The organism is Methylotenera sp., from assembly GCF_013141425.1.
Classification (GTDB): domain Bacteria; phylum Pseudomonadota; class Gammaproteobacteria; order Burkholderiales; family Methylophilaceae; genus Methylotenera.
Genome location: NZ_JABFRA010000134.1, coordinates 1 through 19,810, shown reverse-complemented (window position 1 = coordinate 19,810; position 19,810 = coordinate 1). Strand labels below are relative to the sequence as shown.

The window sequence follows — 19,810 nt, the reverse complement described above, 5'->3', positions numbered from 1 at the left end:
CGGTTGGCCTTCTGGCGCCTTGTACAACCTGCCACAATAGGCACTCACTTCTCTTGGCTTTTCCCCTCTAAGCCAAGAGAAGCTTTATTTTTTATGTAGGAGCGGCTAGTAGCCGCGAATGGTTAAATGCTTTCGCGATGAAGCATCGCTCCTACAAAACCACAGGGCTGACTGGCTTTGAATGGCACTTTTAATGATGCTCTGCGAGCCGCATGGATATTGGCTCGCAGAGCATGTGTTCGTACGCTTGAATCGGGCAACCAGCCGTTTAATTTTCATATTCATCACGTTTGTACAATTCCACCATTACTTTATAAAACATATAATATGTTTTATATAAGACATAAGTGTTATATAATTTACGCACTACCTTGCTACTTTAGTATACTAATTCAACATGTATTAATTATTTGAAAGATCATTATGGCTCTTGTTTCGTTACGTCAATTGCTTGATCACGCTGCTGAACATGATTATGGTTTAGCGGCTTTTAATGTCAATAACATGGAGCAGGTTCTCGCTATTATGCAAGCGGCGGATGAGGTGAATAGCCCGGTGATTCTGCAAGGCTCTGCGGGCGCCCGTAAGTATGCGGGGGAGGCTTTTTTGCGGCATTTAGTGCTGGCAGCGATTGAAACTTACCCGCATATTCCCGTTGTGATGCATCAAGACCACGGCCAATCGCCTGCTGTTTGTATTCAAGCCATACGTTCTGGTTTTTCTAGCGTGATGATGGATGGCTCATTGATGGAGGATGCAAAGACTCCTTCTACTTACCAATACAACGTGGATGTCACAAAAAATATTGTTGAAATTGCGCATGCTATTGGCGTGTCTGTTGAAGGTGAGTTGGGTGTGCTTGGCTCTTTGGAAACTGGCCTTGCTGGTGAAGAAGATGGCTCTGGTGCTGTTGGCGTTTTAAGCCATGACCAAATGCTTACCGACCCAGAAGAAGCAGCTGATTTTGTACGCAGAACAGGCGTTGATGCGCTAGCCATTGCCATTGGAACTTCACATGGCGCATATAAATTTAGCAAACCGCCCACTGGCAAAACACTTGCGATTAGCCGCATTAAAGAAATTCATAACCGCATTCCTAATACGCATTTGGTAATGCATGGTTCATCTTCTGTGCCTCAAGAGTGGCTACAGATTATCAATGAGTTTGGCGGTGACATGGGTGAAACCTATGGTGTACCAGTAGAGGAAATTGTCGAAGGCATCAAACACGGCGTGCGGAAAATCAATATCGATACGGATTTACGCATGGCGTATACAGGCTCAATTCGTAAATTTTTTACGGAAAAAAGAAAAGAATTCGACCCAAGAAAATTTCTCAGCGCATCGACCATCGCTATGCGTGCGATTTGCAAAGAGCGCTACGAAGCCTTTGGCTCTGCTGGGCAAGCTGCGCTGATTAAGCCAATCTCATGCGACCAAATGGCGGTGCGCTATAAATCTGGCGAATTGCAGTCTATTATCAAATAGATTGTTAAACAAAATCGCTCACACAATCTTGAAATCGACTTCACTCCCTTAAAGTATATAAGGAACTCAATATGCGGCGTAACCTAGTGGTAGGAAATTGGAAAATGCATGGCGACATTCACAGCAACCAAGTGCTGCTGAGCGCACTGATCAACGGTTTGAATAATTATCAGAATGCCGATTATGTGGTGTGCGTACCAAACCCCTATTTGCATCAAACCAGAACACTACTTGAAAACACAAACATTGCTTGGGGCGGGCAGAATGTAAACCAGTTTGAAGAAGGTGCTTTTACTGGTGCAGTATCTCCACACATGCTCACAGACTTGGGTTGCACTTTTGTGATATTGGGGCACTCAGAAAGACGCGTGCTTTTTCATGAAACCAATCTATCGGCAGCCGCTCGATTTGATGCTTCGATTAAAGCTAATCTTACCCCCATTTTATGCGTGGGCGAAACGCTGGCAGAACATGATGCAGGATTAACCGAGGTGATTGTGGCAAGCCAGATGGATGCAGTAATGGCAACCCTGAGCGACGACGACTTTGCCAGAGCTATGCATCTCAATATGGTATTTGCCTATGAGCCAGTGTGGGCGGTGGGGACAGGTAAAACTGCCACTCCTGAGCAGGCGCAGGAAGTACACCACTTTATTCGCCAACGCATAGCGCGACGCAATGCGGAAGCGGCTGCGCTAGTTCGCATTGTTTATGGTGGCAGCGTAAAAGCCAGCAATGCCGCACAACTGTTTAATATGCCCGATGTGGATGGTGGGCTGGTAGGCGGCGCCTCTTTAGATGCGGATGAGTTTATCGCTATTTGTAAAGCGGCTAATTAACAGCCAAAGAGTTTCATCAATCATTTGCGCTTAGGTTTTGTTTGGTGATAAGCCACAATTCTATCAACTTCACTCTTACAACCCATCATTACTGGCACACGCTGATGTATGCCAGTTGGTTGCACCTCTAAAATCCGCTGTGTGCCTGTTGTAGAAGCACCGCCTGCTTGTTCCACAATAAAACTCATGGGATTCGCCTCATACATCAAACGTAATTTTCCAGACCGCGAGTTGCTATCTGTGGGGTACATAAATACGCCGCCACGCACCAATATGCGGTGCACTTCCGCCACCATAGACGCTACCCAGCGCATATTAAAGTCTTTCTTGCGGTCACCCTCTTCGCCCTGCAAACATTCATCAATGTAACGCTGTACAGGTTCGCGCCAAAAACGATAGTTGGACATATTAATGGCGAACTCTTGGGTTTCTTTTGCAATTTGCATATTCGGGTGTGTCAGCAAAAATTCATTCGAATCGGCATCCAGCGTAAAGCCATTAACGCCATTGCCCGCAGTAAGTACAAACATGGTAGATGTGCCATACAAGGCATAGCCAGCGCAAATCTGCTCAGTGCCAGACTGTAGAAAGTCGGCTAATTCTGGTTTCTTATTGGCACTTTTCAGAATTGAGAAAATAGTGCCGACTGAGATATTTACATTGACGTTGGACGAGCCATCCAGCGGATCGAAAGAAAGCAAATATTGGCCATTTTTACACTTATCTTGTGCAATTTCAACCACATCGACCAACTCTTCTGAGGCCATACCTGCGATATAACCACTTTGCTGACACGCTTCAATAAAAATATCATTGGTAATCACGTCTAAGGCTTTTTGCACTTCCCCCTGCACGTTTTCGGAAGCCAGACTGCCCATATTTCCCGCGAGAGCTCCTTTATCAATTGCCACTGCGATTTTTTTGCAGGCGCTTAGCACATCCGCCAATATTGCATTTAGCGCAACGCTATGTTCGCCTTGTAAGTGTTGTGTTAAAAACGCAGTGATATTGGTATGTTTTGACATAAATTTTTCCTATTTTTATGCTTTAGCCAGCTTGGTTGATTAAATAAGATGGCAAGCATCTTGATGTGCAATTGTGCCACTTTAGCTATGCTATTTGGTAAAAATACGCAGCTCAACAAAAATGTAAAACAATGTAACAGCAAATTACTGGACAACTTGAACATGCTCAGTTAAAGTTATAACAGGTTTTTTCATTGGTATTCCTTAATTTGATGCAATTTACGGTAAGCTAAACTAGGATACGAAAAAATCACCAATTGGGGTAATTCGAATGCGTACTAAAACAACAATTTTCAGTAAATCAATCGTCATCGCGTGCTTATTCACGCTCACCATGCTATCTGGTTGCGCCTCGCAAGCAAATAAAGACCCGCTAGAAGGCTTAAATCGTGGCGTTTACAAATTTAACGACGTGACCGATAAAGCACTTTTTAAGCCAGTAGCAAAAGCCTATAAAGCCGTTACCCCTTCACCTGTTCGTGCTGGCTTCAACAATTTTTTCAATAATCTAGGCTCGATCACCACTGTTTTAAACGATTTACTACAGTTTAAATTTGCCAACGCATTTACCGACGCTGGCCGCTTTGTCATTAACAGCACATTTGGTTTAGCAGGTTTTATTGATGTGGCTGGCATGGACAATATTCCACTGCGTAAAGAAGATTTTGGCCAAACACTTGGCCATTGGGGCGTTGGCAATGGCGCATACTTAGTGCTACCTTTTATTGGCCCATCGAGCCTGCGCGACACGACGGGGCTAGTATTTGATACAGCAACCTCTGACCCCATTACCTACACACGCAACATTGGTGAAATTCGACTAGCTAACCAACTGCGTGGCGGGCAGTTTATAGACAAACGCACCGAACTATTAACCGCCACCGATTTGGTAGACGAGGCCTCGCTTGATCCGTACGCCTTTACTCGCGATGCTTACCTACAAAAACGCGCAAGCTTGGTGCAGGACGGCCTTGTGCCAAAAGAGTTGATTCACGATGATTTTGAAGAAGTCGATGCAGAAGCTAGAGAAAAATAAATAATTTTTCTCACTTAAATAAACCATAACTAAAGAATAAACCGTAAAAAGCCGACTAATCGTCGGCTTTTTAGTTACAAATACTGCGCTTTTACTCGCTTGCCACCGTCATGCGCTCAATCAAAATAGAACCAACTTGTTTAGAGCCTTGAATATTGACGTCATTCCCTATCCCCACGATTGATTTGAGCATATCGGCCATATTGCTGGCAATGGTAATTTCTTCTACAGGATGCACAATCACACCATTTTCCACCCAAAATCCTGCCGCACCGCGGGAATAATCACCCGTTACCATGTTAATACCGCTACCCAATAATTCGGTAACAAACAACCCCGTGCCCATTTGTTTTAGCAAGCCAGCTAAATCCAGCAAACCTGATTGCACGATTAAATTATGATTACCACCCGCATTGCCCGTGCTTTGCATGCCTAATTTACGTGCCGAATAACTGCCCAACACATAGCCCTGCAGCACGCCATCTTTCACTAATTGACGTGACTTTGTTGCCACACCTTCACTATCAAACGGGCTACTCGCCAAGCCCTTTTTAAGATGTGGCTCTTCATCGATATTGAGCAAGGGCGAAGCGATTTGCTTGCCTAGACTATCCAGCAAAAACGAGGATTTTCGGTATAGATTACCACCTGAAATTGCACTCACTAAGTTAGAAATCAGACCGCTCGCTAAGGGCGCCTCAAATATAACGGGAACTTGGCATGTTTTAATTTTTTTTGAATTTAACCGCCGTACTGTACGCTCACCCGCGCGTTTGCCTATTGCAGCAGGAGATTCAATATCAGCCGCCGCACGCGCTGTGCTATACCAGTAATCGCGCTGCATGCTGTCACCCGACTCCGCAATCACTGAGCAACTCACACCATGACGCGAACTGGAATAGCCACCAGTAAAACCGTGGCTATTACTATACGCAAAGTAGCCTTCACCAGTTGAAACACTTGCACCTTCAGAATTAGTTATCCGCTTATCGACAGCCAGTGCTGCGGCTTCGCACTCTTTGGCTATGGCAATCGCTTCTTCTACTGAAATATCCCAAGGATGATGTAAGTCTAAATCTAATATTTCTTTCGCCATTAGGCTGGCCTCGGCCAGACCACAAAACGTGTCTTTGGCTGTATACTTAGCAATATTACAAGCCGCTGAAACCGTATCTTTTATGGCTTGCAGGCTCAAATCGGAAGTGCTGGCATGACCTTTTTGTTGCCCAAAATAAACAGTAACCGACACGCCTTTATCACGATTGTATTCAATATTTTCAACCTCATTCAAGCGCACCGAAACATTTTGCCCGACACTTAAGCTAATTTCGGCTTCGGCTGAAGTTGCGCCTAAAGATTTTGCCACTTTAAGTACATCTTCTGACATCTGTTTAATTTCATTCAAAGAATAACTAAATCTGGAATCTGCCATAACACTTTCAACTATAAAAAATAATCTAAAATTTAAACGAAATCCGAATCGGAATCTCAAACTGAAACTAAGTAAACTTCTAGGCTGTTATAATACCGCACTATGAAACCCAAAAAGACAACTAAAGACAGTGAATTCAATAATAGCGTTGATGCCAATGTCGAAGAACCGATCAGCAAAACCAAGCTAAAAGCCGAAGCCGATGCGCAACAAGAGCTAGGCATCAGGTTATCTGAATTACCCAAAGACAAGTTGCTCAAGTTAGATTTGCCTGAAGATGTGCTGACAGCTGTTCTCGATACAAAAAAAATCACCGCGAACGGTGCGATTCGCCGTCATCGGCAGTACCTAGGGCGATTAATGCGTGAAATAGATAACGCACCTATCCTAGAACAATTAGCCCGCTGGGATGGCAAACACACCGCTGAGAATGCTTATTTTCATGGCTTGGAACGCTGGCGCGATCGCATGATTGCAGACAGTAATGTGCTTGCTGAATTTATGGCTCTATATCCTAAAACGGATAGCCAACAATTGCGGACTTTGATTCGCAATGCGCAAAAAGAACTAGTAGCGTCAAAGCCACCCAAGAGCAGCCGTGAGATTTTCAAGTTACTGCGTGAAATCACGCAGCCTCTACTGGAAAATAGCAATACGGATGATGGTGATATGCCTATTAATGAAGAATAACTAAAAAATACCTTATGTTAAGTACACTCATTATCATTTTCATCATTACATACACTGCCATTGCGTTTGAACATCCAATCAAAATAAATAAGTCAGCTTCAGCTTTACTTGGCGCAGGTCTACTTTGGACTGTTTACGCCATTTTCACCAACGATCATTCACTAGTAAATCACCAGTTAAGCGAATCCATCACTACTATAGCGCAGATTGTATTCTTCTTAATCGGCGCGATGACGATTGTGGAAGTCATCGATGCTCACAACGGCTTTGATGTGATCACTTCTCGCATTAAGACCACTAAGCTATCTTCTTTTATGTGGCTAGTCGGATTTGTAACTTTCTTTTTAAGCGCAATATTAGACAACCTGACTACAACCATCGTTATGATTTCTCTAATAAAAAAACTCTTAGGCAAGCAAGAAGATCGCCTTCTTTTTGCCTCTATGATTGTAATTGCCGCAAATGCAGGTGGTGCATGGTCCCCTCTGGGTGATGTGACAACGACAATGCTGTGGATAGGCGGACAAATTACTGCTCTTCCCATTATTAAGGGACTTTTTCTAGCATCTTTAGTTAACCTGATTGTGCCATTATTGATAGTAAGCCATTCGCTAAAAGACAAAGTATTACTACCAATTACTTACTCTGAAAACACTAACTCGTCGAAACGGAATATATTTGAGCGTAATGTGATATTTTTTATGGGTTTAGGTGTGCTGGTATTAGTGCCTGCTTTTAAAACTTATACTCACCTACCGCCATTTATGGGAGTGCTACTAGGCTTAGGCTTTGTATGGCTGGTGAGTGACTTATTGCACAAAAATAAAGATAACGAAGAAAAACAACATTTATCTCTGGTAAATGCGCTAATGCGCATAGATATGAGTTCAATTGTGTTCTTTATTGGAATATTACTTGCAGTCGCCACGCTAGAGCACAGCCATATTCTCAAATCACTTGCCACACTATTAGACCAACATATAGGTCGACTAGATTTAATTGTAACTGTCATTGGCTTGCTTAGCGCGATTGTGGATAATGTGCCGCTTGTAGCTGCCTCTATGGGCATGTATGACTTAGCAACCTACCCAGCCGATAGCTTTTTATGGGAATTTATTGCTTATGCTGCTGGCACTGGCGGCTCGATTCTTATCATTGGCTCAGCTGCTGGGGTTGCGGCGATGGGCTTAGAGAAAATAACGTTTGGCTGGTATCTGAAGAAAATCAGTTGGCTGGCATTAATTGGCTACTTTGCAGGCAATGCCACTTATATTCTGCAATACAATCTTACTCATTAAAATTGCTAGGTTTACTAGAACTTTAAACCTAGCAATATATCCTAATCTAGTGCTAATTATGTGAATTCAAAACGACCATAGTTTTCACATTCTCGTCACCATGACGGAGTAAAACATCTATTGTTTGACCTTGATAGCGCTTCACCGCGCCTAATAAATCATCGGCTTTCTCTAGCGCCACATCCCCTATTTTAAGTAATGTGTCACCCGTGGCAATGCTTGCCTTAGCCGCTGGCGAGTCTTTAATTACCGCTATTATCTTTAGACCAGGTTGCACCGTGCCCTCTTCACTTGGATTAGTCGAGACTTTTACCAATTTAATGACATGCACACCAAAGAGAGGCATAGGCAACTTTGCCCAATAACTAGCGGAATGAACAGTTTTCTCATTTTTAGAATTCTCTTCATTGGCTTCCTGAATCATTTTTTTACCTTCTTCAGTTCCATCAAAATTCACCATATTGGTCGTAAGTGATGTAGGTTTATCGTACACCAAGACGCGATCCGCTTTTATTTTCTTCCCATAAGCTTTCGCTAACTCTGCTGGTATTTTTGCTGAAACAAATTCTGAGGTTCCCATCATGTCATAGCCACTTTCTAACATACGGGTGGCATCTGCCTCTTGATTTTCACCTATCTCTAATGTGGTATCAGGTGAAACGTTAAGCGATTTAAGGTGACGATCATTTTGCTCAACATATCTCTCCTCAAACAGGTTTGAATTGGGCTTAACTACATCATAGGCATGCGCTTTTGGCATTAATAGAACAGCACCCAAACCCAAAAGACTCAACAGCATCGTTCTGCCGATCATTTTGTTATTCAATACTTGTATACGGGTTTGATTATTCTTATCCAATTGCCGGATTTTTGACTGCATAAAATGTCCTTTACGTTGAAAATGTTATGATTACCTTTCTTACCTTTAACTACGACTCATCAATGACAAAAGAATTCATTAAAATTGGTTTAATTTCAATTAGCGACCGTGCCAGTAGTGGCTTTTATGAAGATTTAGGTCTGCCTACACTAGAGAACTGGCTTGAAAGTGTTCTGATCACACCTTTTGAAATAGCTGCTCGCTTAATTGCAGATGAACAAGATGAGATTGAATCTACGCTGATTGATTTGGTTGATAATGTAAAATGCAGTTTGATATTAACCACAGGTGGCACTGGCCCAGCCTTGCGAGATGTAACACCAGAAGCAACATTAGCTGTGGCTGATAAGGAAATGCCAGGGTTTGGTGAGCAAATGCGCCAAATAAGCTTAAATTTTGTGCCGACGGCTATATTGTCTCGACAAGTCGCTGTGATTCGCAAACAATGTTTAATCATTAACTTACCAGGACAGCCAAAAGCGATTGGACAAACGCTAGAAGGCTTAAAAGATGAAGCGGGCACTACAAAAGTGCATGGTATATTTGCCGCTGTACCTTATTGTTTGGACCTCATTGGCGCACCATATATGGAAACTAACGAGACTTTAGTTAAAGCATTTCGACCAAAATCAGCAATAAAACCTCAATAATTATCAATAGAATTTCTAGGGAAAAACGATGGCTAATTTTTTACAAAAAATAAAAGGGAGTGATATGGAAAATAGTTCAGCAACAAAGTCCTATGCTAAATTTATCGTACTCGGCATCATTGCTGCTGTGCTACTAACATGGTTATGGCCGCTTCGTAGCGTACCGACCGGTAGTCGTGGCGTTGTTACAGTCGGCGGTGCCATTCAGGGCATTGAGAGCGAAGGCTTCATGCTACTCGCACCTTGGCAAACCCTCAGTATATTTAACATTCGTGCGGAAGAAGCTGCAGTAGAAAACGCCGATGGTAGCACTAGCGACACCCAGCCTGTGCGCGTGAGCTTAACTATTCGCTATAGCATTAAGCCAGATAAAGTGGCTGAAGTATTTGAAAAGTATAGCCACGACGGCAATCTGCAATCGTATGTGCAAACCGCCACGCAAGAAGTTTTTAAAGCAGTCACAGCAAAATACACCGCACCAGATTTAATTGGAAAACGGTCCTTAGTATCAGGCGACATTCTAGATGCACTTCGCAAGAAATTAGAAGTCTACGGCGCCCAAGTGATTAATGTCGACATGCGTAACTTTTCCTTCTCACAAGACTACATGGCCGCCATTAGTGCCAAAGTGACACAGGAGCAATTACGCCTAGGCGCAGAAAATAAACTTAAAACCGTAGAAGCCGAGCAGAAGCAAAAAGTTGCCGTTGCTGAGGCAGAAGCCACTGCGCTCAAAGCACAAGCTGATGGTGAGGCGTATCAAATACTAAAACTCGCCACCGCCCAAGCCGATGCTTTAAAAGTACAAAATGCAGCCTTGGCACAAAATAAAGATGTGCTCGAACTACGGCGCATTGAGGTAGAGCAAACTAAAGCCGCTAAATGGGATGGCCAATTACCCTCCGCCGTTTATGCCAGTGCGCCAATACCGTTCTTTAATGCGCCTAGCAGTGTATCTAAATAATTATATTTTTAGTCACATTGCAGGAATGGGTTATTAATCCATTCCTTGCAAAAACACCATGTCAGAATTTAATTTAATCAAAAAATACTTCACGCGCCTCACCCGCCAAACCAGTTTAGGCGTGGGTGACGACGCCGCACTGATTTCCATTTCAAATGGAATGGACCTAGCCATTTCGGCAGATATGTTGGTAGCGGGTACTCACTTTTTTGCTGATGCTGATGCTTATCTATTGGGCTGGAAGTCGCTAGCGGTAAATATTTCAGACATGGCGGCGATGGGTGCAAACCCAAAATGGGCGACCTTGGCAATTGCTTTACCAGAAGTGAATGAAGCTTGGTTAGCGGAATTCTCCTGTGGATTTTTTGCCTGCGCGACAGACTTCAATGTCGACTTAATTGGTGGCGACACAACACGTGGCCCCCTTACCATCAGCGTACAAATCATGGGTGAAGTGCCTACCGGACAAGCGATTAAACGTAGTGGTGCAAAAGTGGGAGACGACATCTGGGTGTCAGGCAACTTAGGTAGCGCTGCACTCGGTTTAGCGCACTTACAAGGCAAAATAGTGCTTGAAAACGATGCCCTGCAAGCCAGCATCCATGCGCTTCACAAGCCTGCCCCACGAGCCGCATTGGGATTGGCTCTAAGAGGCATCGCAAATAGCTGCATTGATGTTTCGGATGGCTTGTTGGCAGATTTAGGTCATATACTTCAAGCTTCTAATATAGGTGCAGCATTAGCTTTAGAGACCTTGCCATGCCATGATTTTTTGCGCATTCATCTGAATAAACCTGCTTTTCAGCAATACGTTCTAGCAGGTGGCGACGATTACGAACTATGCTTTACTGCGCCTAAAAGCAAACGCAAGACGATTTATTCGATTAGTCATCAACTCAACTTGCCTTTGACGATCATCGGCGAAACGCATGCATCTACTGGCTTAGAAGTGACATACTTAAAGCAGAAAATTAAAATAACTAAAAAAGGATTTAATCATTTCGACTAATTTTAGGTAAACTGACTCCATTCAAAGACACCAATATAATGCAGCCAAATGTTAAATTTTTAATCGCTCACCCAGCCCACTTTTTTGGCCTTGGTTTTGGCAGCGGTTTGGCTAAAAAAGCACCAGGTACCTTTGGCACACTGGTTGGTCTACCTTTGTTCTGGCTAATTTCGATTTATAGCTTATCCACCCAACTCGCCATCATTAGCGCACTATTTTTAATTGGTATTTATTTTTGCGATGTAACTGGCAAAGCGCTCGGTGTAGCGGACCACGGCGGCATTGTTTGGGACGAAATTGTCGCCATGATATTAGTACTTACTTTCACACTTAACACTTGGGAATGGTGGCTTTCAGCATTTTTGCTATTTCGCTTATTTGATATCTGGAAACCGTTTCCTATCCACTATTTTGACAAAAAACTTAAGCACGGTTTTGGTGTGATGTTTGATGATTTACTGGCCGCGATTTATGCTATTGCCAGTTTAAAGGGCATTGAATGGCTGACGATGAGCTAATTAAATTAGCCCCCAAGCTGGGGCTTGCTCTTAAAGCACGTGGCTACACCTTAGCACTTGCTGAATCTTGTACGGGTGGTATGGTAGCTCAATATGTCACGGCGATTGCAGGAAGTTCGGCTTGGTTTGACCGAGGATTTATTACATATAGCAATCAAGCCAAAATGGAAATGTTAGGGGTTACAAACCTAAGCTTAGAAAACTTTGGCGCAGTAAGTGAACAAACTGCTATCGAAATGGCTTTGGGCGCCCTTAAAAACAGTTGCGCGCAAATCGCTGCCAGCATTACTGGTATTGCAGGCCCTGACGGTGGAACCCCAGAAAAACCAGTAGGCACAGTTTGTTTTGCATGGGTGAGCAATGAATTTGCCGCTCAAGCCGTAACTAAACACTTTAACGGCAACCGCGAAAGCATCCGCCAACAAGCCGCCGTTACACTAATAACAGGGCTTATTGACAGATTGAAAGCTTGAGTCGCAAATAAATTTAGTTAATGACGTCCGCCACGATCACCGTGATCATGACCTCTGCCAAAATCTCTGCCACCGTGACCTCTGCCGCCACGATCCCATCTTTGATGATCACGATAATGGCCGCGGCTCCAATCTCTGCCATGACCATGGCGACCATCATCATAATATTGATAAGAAATTAATGGCTGATAATAGACTTGTGGAGCGGGTCTATAGTAAGTGGGCGCACCGTAATAAACCACCGGTGGCGCTGGGTAATACGCGACTGGTGGTGCATAACCATAACCACCTATATTGATACCTAAACTAAATGAATCGCGGGCTTGAGCAGTTGATATCGAGGCCACGCCAATGGTTAAAGCCAGAATTGCTGAATGTAATAGTTTCATGTTTGATCTCCGTTCACAAAATTTAGATTGTGTACATTAAGAACGCATTACTTCGTGTGAGGTTGACCATAATAGGTAAGTTGTAGTTCAAATAAATTGATAAGATGCAAACTAAACCACAAACTTGCACACTAATTTTTAGGATAAATACATGATAATTTTGAAAGAAAAATAACCAAAGCAAAAAACAGTACACCTAAGGTACAATTTACGGCAATGGCCAATATGAAAAGCCCATCCATAATCCTCCAGGAACGCATACGCAACAAAAGCTCTTGGTCCGCCGCACTTGGGCGAAATAAGCATTTAAGTCCAACAATCAGCGTACCCGCGACAAATAAAGCCACTACTCCTCACAAAGCAATCTGTAAATTATTTGGCATTAGTAGTTTCTTGCAACGCACCTTTTGCGCGGTTAATAATCGTTACCACTAATAGCAATAACATTACAACTAGCGCCCAATTCATCCATGCACCAATCAGCACTCCAGCGCCAAGTGCAAGCGCAATTGCCCCTAGCCAAAATGCGCGATCACTTTTACCCATAGGACCTTGGAACTGGCGCTTTGCGCCAATTTGTATAGCAACAACGCCCATCATTTCGCTGATAGTTGCCAATAATACCAACAATACTACTAAGGTAGCGCAAACATGTGGCAACAAAGCCAAAGGCAAATACAGTGCGGCATCTGCAATCACATCACCCAATTCATTCAATATCGCACCTAACTGTGACTGCTGTGCATGTTCACGTGCTAACATTCCATCAATCGCATTTAAACCCATGCGCATAAACAACATCAAAGGCAAAACTAGCAAAGGCCAACGAGCATGCGGTTGCCATGCAATGAACGCACCGCCGATAAAAGATATCAACACCGCCGCTATCGTCACTTGATTGGCGGTAACGCCTACGCTTGCGAGCGCCCTCACAATAGGTCTTAAGAAGGCCTGAAAACGCGGCTTTAAATCGTAAATCGACGGCAAAATAATTTCCTTTTATCAGAGTAAAAATAAAACCACATTATGGTACGAAACAGCCTTCAAGCAGCAGGCAATTGATTTTAACTTAGCTGAGCCATGTATTACTTTGCAGGTTGTGGCTAACACAATAATTTACATCGACTTTAATTCTCAAATAATAACAATCTAAACACCATTGAGCCTTACTTTAGGGGCGAATTTATGGAATAATCATGCGATTCAATTCGTAATAAAATTCAAAGGCGACACATGGACGATAATAAAAGTAAAGCACTGAGCGCGGCACTCGCACAAATTGAAAAGCAATTTGGCAAAGGCTCCATCATGCGCATGGGTGACAGCGACATTGGTGAAGACATTCAAGCCGTTTCAACTGGCTCATTAGGCCTTGATATTGCCTTGGGCATCGGCGGCTTACCACGTGGCCGCGTAATTGAGATTTACGGTCCAGAATCCTCTGGTAAAACTACATTAACGCTTTCAGTAATTGCACAAATGCAAAAAACTGGCGGCGTTGCAGCATTTATCGATGCTGAACATGCGCTAGACCCACAATATGCAGCGAAACTTGGCGTGAATGTGCCCGATTTATTAATTTCTCAACCAGATACAGGAGAGCAAGCGCTTGAAATCGTTGATATGTTAGTGCGTTCAGGTTCTGTAGATATTGTTGTAGTTGACTCTGTTGCAGCATTAACGCCACGCGCCGAAATTGAAGGCGAAATGGGCGATTCCCACATGGGTTTACAAGCGCGCTTGATGAGCCAAGCTTTGCGTAAACTTACAGGTAATATCAAACGCACCAACACCATGGTGATTTTTATTAACCAAATCCGCATGAAAATTGGCGTGATGTTTGGCAACCCAGAAACGACCACAGGTGGTAATGCGCTTAAATTCTACGCATCGGTTCGTTTGGATATTCGTCGCACAGGTGCAATTAAAAAAGGTGACGAAGTCATTGGTTCTGAAACACGCGTAAAAGTGATTAAAAACAAGGTTGCGCCGCCATTCAAACAAGCTGAATTTGACATTCTATATGGCGAAGGTATCTCACGCGAAGGCGAGATTATTGAACTTGGGGCCAACTTGAAACTGGTTGAGAAAGCGGGTTCTTGGTATAGCTACAATGGCGAAAAAATTGGCCAAGGTAAAGATAATGCGCGCGAATTCTTAAGATCAAATCCAGCCATTGCCAACGAAATCGATGCAAAAATTCGCGCAAATATGAAATCGTTAAGCGAAGCATTGCCTGCGGTACGCTCTGAAGAAGACTAAGAGCGACAAGTATTATCGGAGCAAGCCATAGAATTTAAACCCAAAAGCCTGCGACAACGGGCGCTTGATTTTCTAGGTAAGCGTGAGTATTCGTACTTTGAGCTTGCTCAGAAATTAAAAGCTTTTGCCGAAGACTCAGATGACATTCCGGCCCTTCTGGATGATTTCAAAAAGCGTGGCTGGCTTTCAGATGCTAGGTTTACCGAACAATTGGTGCATGCAAGACAAAGTAAATTTGGTAGCGCACGCGTAGCAAATGAGTTAAGAGAAAAAGGCGTAGCCGATGATTTAATCGCTCACGCTGTAGAAGAAATAAAGGTAAATGAGCTAGATTTTGCACGTGAAATTTGCCGCAAAAAGTTTAAAGCTAGCCCAAGTAGCCGCGAAGACTGGGCAAAACAGGCAAGGTTTTTACAAAGTCGTGGTTTTGGCTTTGATGTGATTAAAAAAGTGCTTAATGAAAAAAGCAGCAACGAATCAGCCAATGATTAAATAAAATTGTAATTAAAATCAACGATAAACAAACAATGACAATCAAACTAAGTAACAATCCAAGCAGCAACGAAATCCGTAAAGCATTTTTAGATTTCTTTGCCTCTAAAGGCCATCAAGTGGTGGCGTCTAGTTCACTTGTGCCTCATGGCGACCCTACACTGCTATTCACCAACGCAGGGATGAACCAATTTAAAGATGTGTTTCTTGGCTTTGACAAACGGCCATATACCCGCGCTACCACTAGCCAAAAATGCGTGCGCGCTGGCGGCAAACATAACGACCTTGAAAACGTAGGTTACACCGCGCGTCACCACACATTTTTTGAAATGTTGGGTAACTTTAGCTTTGGCGATTACTTCAAAGAAGATGCGATTGCATACGCTTGGGAGTTACTCACAGAAGTTTTCAAACTACCAAAAGACAAACTGACTGTTACCGTTTATGCAGATGACGATGAAGCATATAACATTTGGCATGAAAAAATCGGCGTGCCTACTGAACGTATTATTCGCATTGGTGACAACAAAGGTTCACGTTACGCATCAGACAACTTCTGGATGATGGGTGACACTGGTCCATGTGGTCCATGTACCGAAATTTTCTATGACCATGGATACCACCACTTCGGCGGCCCCCCAGGCAGCCCTGATGAAGATGGTGACCGCTTTATCGAAATTTGGAATAACGTGTTTATGCAATTCAACCGCGACGAAGCGGGCGTGATGCATCCACTACCAAAACCATCTGTCGATACAGGTATGGGGTTGGAGCGTATTTCTGCGATATTGCAGCACGTGCATGCCAACTACGAAATTGATATTTTCCAAGGCTTAATCGCAGCAGCAGCGCGCGAAACTAACACATCAGATTTAAGCATCCCATCCCTTAAAGTATTGGCCGACCATATTCGTGCGTGCTCCTTTTTAATCACTGATGGCGTGATTCCAGGCAATGAAGGCCGCGGATATGTGCTACGACGTATTATTCGCCGCGCAATTCGTCATGGATACAAGTTAGGTGCTCGCAAAGCATTCTTCCACAAACTTGTGCCAGATTTAGTGAAGCAAATGGGCGAAGCCTATCCTGAATTAGTCGCGAATCAAACTCGCGTGATGGATATGCTAAAACTAGAAGAAGACCGCTTCTTTGAAACCATTGAAAACGGCATGGAGATACTAGAGGCTGAGCTGGCAACAATGGCTAAAGCTAACAGCACCCTTTTCAATGGTGACCTAGCATTCAAACTGCATGACACTTTTGGCTTCCCATTAGACTTAACCGCTGACATCTGCCGTGAACGTGATGTCAATGTAGATAGTGCCGCTTTCGATGCCGCCATGACACGCCAAAAAGAACAAGCTCGCGCAGCTGGCAAGTTCAAAATGGCAACTAATCTTGAATACTCTGGTGCAAATACTGAGTTTAAAGGTTACGAAACACTAGAAGCTAACGCTAAGATTTTAGCTTTATACAAAGATGGCACATCAGTTAATCATCTTTCAGAAGGCGAGCAAGGCGTAGTGGTATTAGATAACACGCCCTTCTACGCCGAGTCTGGCGGCCAAGTGGGCGATAACGGCACACTAAAAGCAGAAAACGGCATTTTTGCAGTGGAAGATACACAAAAAATCCAAGCCGCAGTATTTGGTCATCACGGTATTTTAAAAACTGGAAAAATCAGTGTGGGCGATAGCCTAAAAGCCAATGTTGACTTGGTTGCTCGCGCTAACATTATGCGCAACCACTCTGCAACACACTTGATGCACAAAGCACTTCGCGAAACATTAGGTGAGCACGTACAACAAAAAGGCTCATTAGTTGATGCAGATAAAACCCGCTTCGACTTTGTGCATAATACGCCTATGACCGATGCAGAAATCGCCAAAGTTGAAGCGATTGTGAATGCTGAAATATTAGCAAATGCAGCTTGCCAAGCGCGTGTGATGGATATTGAATCCGCACAAAAAACTGGCGCAATGATGCTGTTTGGCGAAAAATATGGCGAAAAAGTGCGTGTGCTGGATATTGGTAGTTCGCGTGAGCTATGCGGTGGTACACACGTTTCAAGAACTGGTGACATTGGCTTATTCAAAATCACAGGAGAGTCTGGCGTAGCTGCAGGCGTTCGCCGTGTTGAAGCCACAACAGGAAATGGTGCATTAAGACTCATTAATGTGCAACAAGCCTTAATTGCACAACTCGCTAGCGACCTCAAAACACCTGCAGGTGAACTTGCATCAAAAGTGACGCAATTAAGCGAGCATGCTAAATCTTTAGAAAAAGAGTTAGCGCGCTTAAAATCTAAACTTGCTTCATCTCAAGGTGATGATTTAGCGACACAAGCGACTGAAATCTCTGGCGTGAAAATATTAGCGGTAACGCTTGAAGGTGCGGATGCAAACACCTTGCGCGAAACAATGGATAAGCTGAAAGATAAACTAAAATCAGCAGCCATAGTCTTAGCGAGTGTTAATGATGACAAGGTGAGCTTGGCAGCAGGCGTTACGCCAGACCTAGTCGCTAAAATCAAGGCGGGCGAACTGGTGAACTTTGTGGCACAGCAAGTAGGTGGCAAAGGTGGCGGTAAGCCTGACATGGCGATGGCGGGAGGTACTGATGCGAGCCAATTACCTAAAGCCCTTGCCAGCGTAAGTGACTGGGTAAGCAGTAAACTATAATTCAACTCAATTTTATTAAGTATTTAAGAGCTAAAAATGGCATTAATCGTACAAAAATATGGTGGCACTTCAGTAGCGAATCCTGAACGAATACGCAACGTTGCCAGACGTGTCGCGCGTTATAAAGCAATGGGGCATCAAGTCGTAGTAGTGGTTTCGGCGATGTCTGGTGAAACAAATAAACTCATTAGTCTTGCAAAAGAACTCATGGCAGAACCGGATCCACGCGAATTGGATATGATTATTTCAACGGGTGAGCAAGTAACAATCGGTTTAACTGCGCTTGCGCTAATTGAACTCGGCATCAAAGCGAAAAGCTATACTGGGGCACAAGTTAAGATTCTAACCGACGATGCTTACACCAAAGCGCGCATCTTAAATATCGACCAACATAATCTTAAAGCCGACTTAGACGCTGGCTATGTTTGCGTTGTTGCTGGCTTTCAAGGCCAAGATGCACAAGGCAACATTACCACGCTTGGCCGTGGCGGTTCAGACACTACAGGGGTTGCCCTTGCTGCCGCATTAAATGCAGATGAATGCCAAATTTACACAGACGTCGATGGCGTATACACCACTGACCCGCGAGTAGTACCAGATGCACGTAGATTAAAGTCCATCACATTTGAAGAAATGCTTGAATTAGCCAGTCAAGGCTCAAAAGTTCTGCAAATACGCTCAGTAGAGTTTGCGGGTAAATATAAAGTTAAATTGCGCGTGCTTTCAAGCTTTGAAGACGAAGGCGATGGCACGCTGATTACATTTGAGGAAGAAGACAACATGGAACAACCCATCATTTCTGGCATTGCGTTTAACCGCGATGAAGCCAAAATCACTGTGCTAGGCGTGCCAGACAAACCAGGCATCGCATACCAAATTTTAGGCCCAATTGCTGATGCCAACATTGACGTTGATATGATTATTCAAAACACTGGCGCCGATGGCACAACCGACTTTACATTCACGGTTCATAAAAACGAGATGAACAAAGCTTTGGGAATTCTGCGCGACAAAGTACAAGGCCATATTGGCGCACGTGAAATTAGCGGTGATGACAAAATTGCGAAAGTCTCAGTAGTTGGCGTTGGCATGCGCTCTCACGTCGGCATAGCAAGCCAAATGTTCCGCACATTGGCTGAAGAAGGCATCAACATACAAATGATTTCGACTTCAGAAATTAAAATTGCGGTAGTGGTAGACGAAAAATACTTAGAACTAGCTGTAAGAGTTCTACATAAAGCGTTTGAGTTGGAAAAAGCTTAACCTTATTTCCAACCTATCCATCAGCAATAGATTCTCATACAAACTTTTGATTGAGAATCCATTGATTTTTAGGTACCAATCAAGTAATATCGCGCCCTCGATTAAGAAGTTTAATTGAATAGCGTAATCAGGAAAACTGATAAGCGCCACTAAGCCAGCCAAGCTGGCAAGTGTAGCTAAAAACGGAGAGCTGGCCGAGTGGTCGAAGGCACTTCCCTGCTAAGGAAGCATACGGGCTTAAATCTGTATCGAGGGTTCGAATCCCTCGCTCTCCGCCAAGTTTTACTTAAAGATTGTTATTTTTTCTTTAAGAAATATGCAGTATGTTGTATAATACTGCCATGCGCCCGTAGCTCAGCTGGATAGAGTACTTGGCTACGAACCAAGGGGTCGGGCGTTCGAATCGCTCCGGGCGCACCAA

Annotated in this window: 19 protein-coding genes and 2 tRNA genes; 16 read left to right on the top strand and 5 right to left on the bottom strand. The window is 43.7% G+C overall.

Translation table 11 applies throughout. From position 1 onward, the window contains the following. Positions 1–423 precede the first annotated feature (423 nt). Positions 424–1,488, top strand: coding sequence for a class II fructose-bisphosphate aldolase (fba, locus tag HOO90_RS11735; protein WP_292843286.1), 1,065 nt, complete (start codon positions 424–426; stop codon positions 1,486–1,488). 71 nt (positions 1,489–1,559) lie between these two features. Beyond that, on the top strand, positions 1,560–2,327 hold the full coding sequence (gene tpiA / locus HOO90_RS11730; protein ID WP_292843284.1) for a triose-phosphate isomerase: 768 nt from the start codon (positions 1,560–1,562) through the stop codon (positions 2,325–2,327). A 20-nt stretch (positions 2,328–2,347) separates the two neighbouring features. On the opposite strand, the gene HOO90_RS11725 is transcribed toward tpiA, so the two are convergent. Next, positions 2,348–3,352, bottom strand: coding sequence for a class 1 fructose-bisphosphatase (locus HOO90_RS11725; RefSeq protein WP_292843282.1), 1,005 nt, complete (start codon positions 3,350–3,352; stop codon positions 2,348–2,350). Between the two features lie 271 nt (positions 3,353–3,623). Here HOO90_RS11725 and HOO90_RS11720 point away from each other — a divergent pair, with 271 nt between their 5' ends. Beyond that, positions 3,624–4,388, top strand: a complete 765-nt coding sequence (locus HOO90_RS11720) for a VacJ family lipoprotein (RefSeq protein WP_292843280.1) — start codon at positions 3,624–3,626, stop codon at positions 4,386–4,388. Between the two features lie 91 nt (positions 4,389–4,479). Here HOO90_RS11720 and pmbA read toward each other — a convergent pair whose 3' ends face one another. Beyond that, positions 4,480–5,820 (bottom strand): metalloprotease PmbA, encoded by a 1,341-nt coding sequence (pmbA, locus tag HOO90_RS11715; protein WP_292843278.1) that lies wholly within the window; start codon positions 5,818–5,820, stop codon positions 4,480–4,482. Positions 5,821–5,922: 102 nt separating this feature from the next. Here pmbA and yjgA point away from each other — a divergent pair, with 102 nt between their 5' ends. Together yjgA and nhaD are read left to right on the top strand one after the other, a co-directional pair. After that, positions 5,923–6,510 (top strand): ribosome biogenesis factor YjgA, encoded by a 588-nt coding sequence (yjgA, locus tag HOO90_RS11710; RefSeq protein WP_292843277.1) that lies wholly within the window; start codon positions 5,923–5,925, stop codon positions 6,508–6,510. 14 nt (positions 6,511–6,524) lie between these two features. Further along, on the top strand, positions 6,525–7,808 hold the full coding sequence (gene nhaD / locus HOO90_RS11705) for a sodium:proton antiporter NhaD (RefSeq protein ID WP_292843276.1): 1,284 nt from the start codon (positions 6,525–6,527) through the stop codon (positions 7,806–7,808). A gap of 52 nt (positions 7,809–7,860) precedes the next feature. Here nhaD and HOO90_RS11700 read toward each other — a convergent pair whose 3' ends face one another. Beyond that, entirely contained in the window at positions 7,861–8,688 is an 828-nt protein-coding gene (locus HOO90_RS11700; RefSeq protein WP_292843274.1) for a PDZ domain-containing protein, read from the bottom strand. A 62-nt stretch (positions 8,689–8,750) separates the two neighbouring features. On the opposite strand from HOO90_RS11700, the gene mog reads away from it, so the two are divergent. Genes mog through HOO90_RS11675 form a run of 5 tightly spaced genes read left to right on the top strand, consistent with a single transcriptional unit; the run spans position 8,751 to position 12,302 of the window. Next, on the top strand, positions 8,751–9,338 hold the full coding sequence (mog, locus tag HOO90_RS11695; protein WP_292843271.1) for a molybdopterin adenylyltransferase: 588 nt from the start codon (positions 8,751–8,753) through the stop codon (positions 9,336–9,338). Positions 9,339–9,366: 28 nt separating this feature from the next. Beyond that, positions 9,367–10,302: a prohibitin family protein gene (locus HOO90_RS11690; RefSeq protein WP_292843269.1), complete on the top strand. Its 936-nt coding sequence runs from the start codon at positions 9,367–9,369 to the stop codon at positions 10,300–10,302. A 58-nt stretch (positions 10,303–10,360) separates the two neighbouring features. Beyond that, positions 10,361–11,311: a thiamine-phosphate kinase gene (thiL, locus tag HOO90_RS11685; RefSeq protein ID WP_292843267.1), complete on the top strand. Its 951-nt coding sequence runs from the start codon at positions 10,361–10,363 to the stop codon at positions 11,309–11,311. Positions 11,312–11,349: 38 nt separating this feature from the next. Continuing rightward, entirely contained in the window at positions 11,350–11,829 is a 480-nt protein-coding gene (locus HOO90_RS11680) for a phosphatidylglycerophosphatase A (RefSeq protein ID WP_292843265.1), read from the top strand. Then, positions 11,811–12,302 (top strand): CinA family protein, encoded by a 492-nt coding sequence (locus HOO90_RS11675; protein WP_292843263.1) that lies wholly within the window; start codon positions 11,811–11,813, stop codon positions 12,300–12,302. Before HOO90_RS11680 ends, HOO90_RS11675 begins: the two co-directional genes overlap by 19 nt. Positions 12,303–12,319: 17 nt before the next feature. Here the strand turns inward: HOO90_RS11675 and HOO90_RS11670 are convergent, their stop codons facing one another. Next, positions 12,320–12,691, bottom strand: coding sequence for a hypothetical protein (locus tag HOO90_RS11670; protein WP_292843261.1), 372 nt, complete (start codon positions 12,689–12,691; stop codon positions 12,320–12,322). A gap of 372 nt (positions 12,692–13,063) precedes the next feature. Then, positions 13,064–13,678, bottom strand: coding sequence for a CDP-alcohol phosphatidyltransferase family protein (locus tag HOO90_RS11665; RefSeq protein ID WP_292843259.1), 615 nt, complete (start codon positions 13,676–13,678; stop codon positions 13,064–13,066). Positions 13,679–13,924: 246 nt separating this feature from the next. On the opposite strand from HOO90_RS11665, the gene recA reads away from it, so the two are divergent. From recA to HOO90_RS11635, 6 genes are all read left to right on the top strand, one after another. Further along, a complete protein-coding gene (gene recA, locus HOO90_RS11660; RefSeq protein WP_292843257.1) occupies positions 13,925–14,953 on the top strand; it encodes a recombinase RecA in 1,029 nt (342 codons plus the stop codon). Between the two features lie 27 nt (positions 14,954–14,980). Continuing rightward, on the top strand, positions 14,981–15,445 hold the full coding sequence (recX, locus tag HOO90_RS11655) for a recombination regulator RecX (RefSeq protein WP_292843288.1): 465 nt from the start codon (positions 14,981–14,983) through the stop codon (positions 15,443–15,445). A 35-nt stretch (positions 15,446–15,480) separates the two neighbouring features. After that, positions 15,481–18,126, top strand: a complete 2,646-nt coding sequence (gene alaS, locus HOO90_RS11650) for an alanine--tRNA ligase (RefSeq protein WP_292843255.1) — start codon at positions 15,481–15,483, stop codon at positions 18,124–18,126. 36 nt (positions 18,127–18,162) lie between these two features. Continuing rightward, a complete protein-coding gene (locus HOO90_RS11645; RefSeq protein ID WP_292843253.1) occupies positions 18,163–19,389 on the top strand; it encodes an aspartate kinase in 1,227 nt (408 codons plus the stop codon). A 184-nt stretch (positions 19,390–19,573) separates the two neighbouring features. Continuing rightward, positions 19,574–19,667: transfer RNA gene (locus HOO90_RS11640), tRNA-Ser, on the top strand. Between the two features lie 65 nt (positions 19,668–19,732). Continuing rightward, positions 19,733–19,809: transfer RNA gene (locus HOO90_RS11635), tRNA-Arg, on the top strand. The last annotated feature ends 1 nt before the right edge of the window (position 19,810 follow it).